The 1,610-nt window shown below is 80.1% G+C and carries 1 protein-coding gene and 1 pseudogene; both read left to right on the top strand.

Translation table 11 applies throughout. The features are described from left to right. The first annotated feature begins 178 nt into the window (after nt 1-178). On the top strand, nt 179-1,222 hold the full coding sequence (locus JE024_RS40770) for a ComEA family DNA-binding protein (RefSeq protein ID WP_244883825.1): 1,044 nt from the start codon (nt 179-181) through the stop codon (nt 1,220-1,222). A 68-nt stretch (nt 1,223-1,290) separates the two neighbouring features. Continuing rightward, nucleotides 1,291-1,610, top strand: a pseudogene (locus tag JE024_RS40765) (ComEC/Rec2 family competence protein); the annotation flags it as partial.

Genomic DNA, 1,610 nt, shown 5'->3' with positions numbered 1-1,610 from the left:
GGCCGCCGGCCGGGGCACGGAGGTGGGGCCCGGCTCCGGCACGGGGCCCGGCGCCGGGTCGGCCCCGAGGAATGGCACGGAGGCGCGCCCCGGTTGGGGTGCGGGGCCCGTGCCTCGCCCGGGTTCCGCTCCCAGCGGGGCGGCTGGTGCCGGTCCGGCCCGGAGTCGGGCCATCGACGTGGGAGCCGCCTCTGTCACGGGTCCCGGTGCGGGCACAGGCCTGGATACGCGCGCTGCCTCCGGGGCCGGTCCGAGGGGGCTCGGGGCGGCGGCCCGGGGCGGCAGCCTCTCGTCCCGCGCTGCCCTGGACGAGAGGAATGCCGCATCGCTGCCGACTGCCGCCCGGCGGCGGCGCTCGGCCGAGCCCGCGCCGGACGAGGACCCCGGGTCCTCCCGAGCGGTCCTGGACGAGGACCCCGGGCCCTCCCGAACCGTCCTGGACGAGGACCCCGGGCCCTCCCGAGCGGTCCTGGACGTCCTGGACGAGGAGCCCGGGCCGCCGCCCGATGCGTCAGGGTGGCGCTGGGCGGCGACGCGGGAGCGGCTGCCCCTGTGGTTCCGGCTCCGCTGCGGTCTGGAACGGCGCACGCTCGCCGCCCTGGTGGTCGTGCTCGTGGTGGCCGCCCTCTTCGCCGCCCAGCACTTCTGGAGCGGCCGGCCACAGTCCGTCGCGGCTCCGGAGGTCGTTGCACACGGCGTGGCCGGCGCGGCACAGGAGGGCCTGGCCGAGCCGGACCCGCCGCCGGGCACCACAGAGCCGGCGGCGACCGCACCGGCGCCCGACGCCCGCATCGTCGTCGACGTCAGCGGCAAGGTGCGCCGCCCGGGGGTGCTGCGGCTGCCCGCCGGGGCGCGGGTGGAGGACGCCCTGGCAGCGGCCGGGGGAGCGGAGCGCGGCATCGACCTCACCGGGCTCAACCGCGCGCGGGTCCTCACGGACGGCGAGCATGTGGTCGTCGGCGTCCCCGGCGCGGTGTCCGCCGCGGGGGGCCCGGCCCCGGGGAGCCCGGCTTCCGCCGGGGCCCCCGCCGCGCCGATCAGCCTGAACTCGTCGACGGCCGAGCAGCTGGAGACGCTGCCCGGCGTGGGCCCGGTCCTCGCCCAGCACATCGTCGACCACCGCACCCGCGTCGGCGGATTCCGCTCCGTCGACGAACTCCGCGAGGTCAACGGGATCGGCGACCGGCGCTTCGCCGACCTGCGCAATCGGGTGCGGCCATGACGCCGGGGCCCGCACGGCCTGCCACGGCGGCCCCCGCAATCCCCTCGCCGGCAGCCACCGCACCCGCCGTGCCACCGCCCCGCGCCCCCGTGCACGCGGACGCGGGCCGCCTCGGAGCCTCGAACCCTCGTGAGGACGGCCCGGCCGACCTCCGGCTGGTGCCGCCCGCGGTGGCGGCCTGGGCCGCGGCCGCCCTCGCCCTCGGGGCACCGGGCGGCTGGACCGCCGCCGGGGTCGCCGGCTGCCTGCTGGGCGCTGTCGTCCTGCTGCTCGGCTCCCGCCGGTCGACACGGGACGGGACCGACTCCCGGTCGCACCGCCGGTCCACACGGGACGGGCCTGGCGCCCGGTCGCACCGCCCGCCCGCGCCGGACGCAGCCGTCCCCCG

The organism is Streptomyces zhihengii, from assembly GCF_016919245.1.
Lineage (GTDB): Bacteria > Actinomycetota > Actinomycetes > Streptomycetales > Streptomycetaceae > Streptomyces > Streptomyces zhihengii.
The sequence above is the reverse complement of the archived record's forward strand: the minus strand, read 5'-3'. Positions and strand labels throughout refer to the sequence as shown.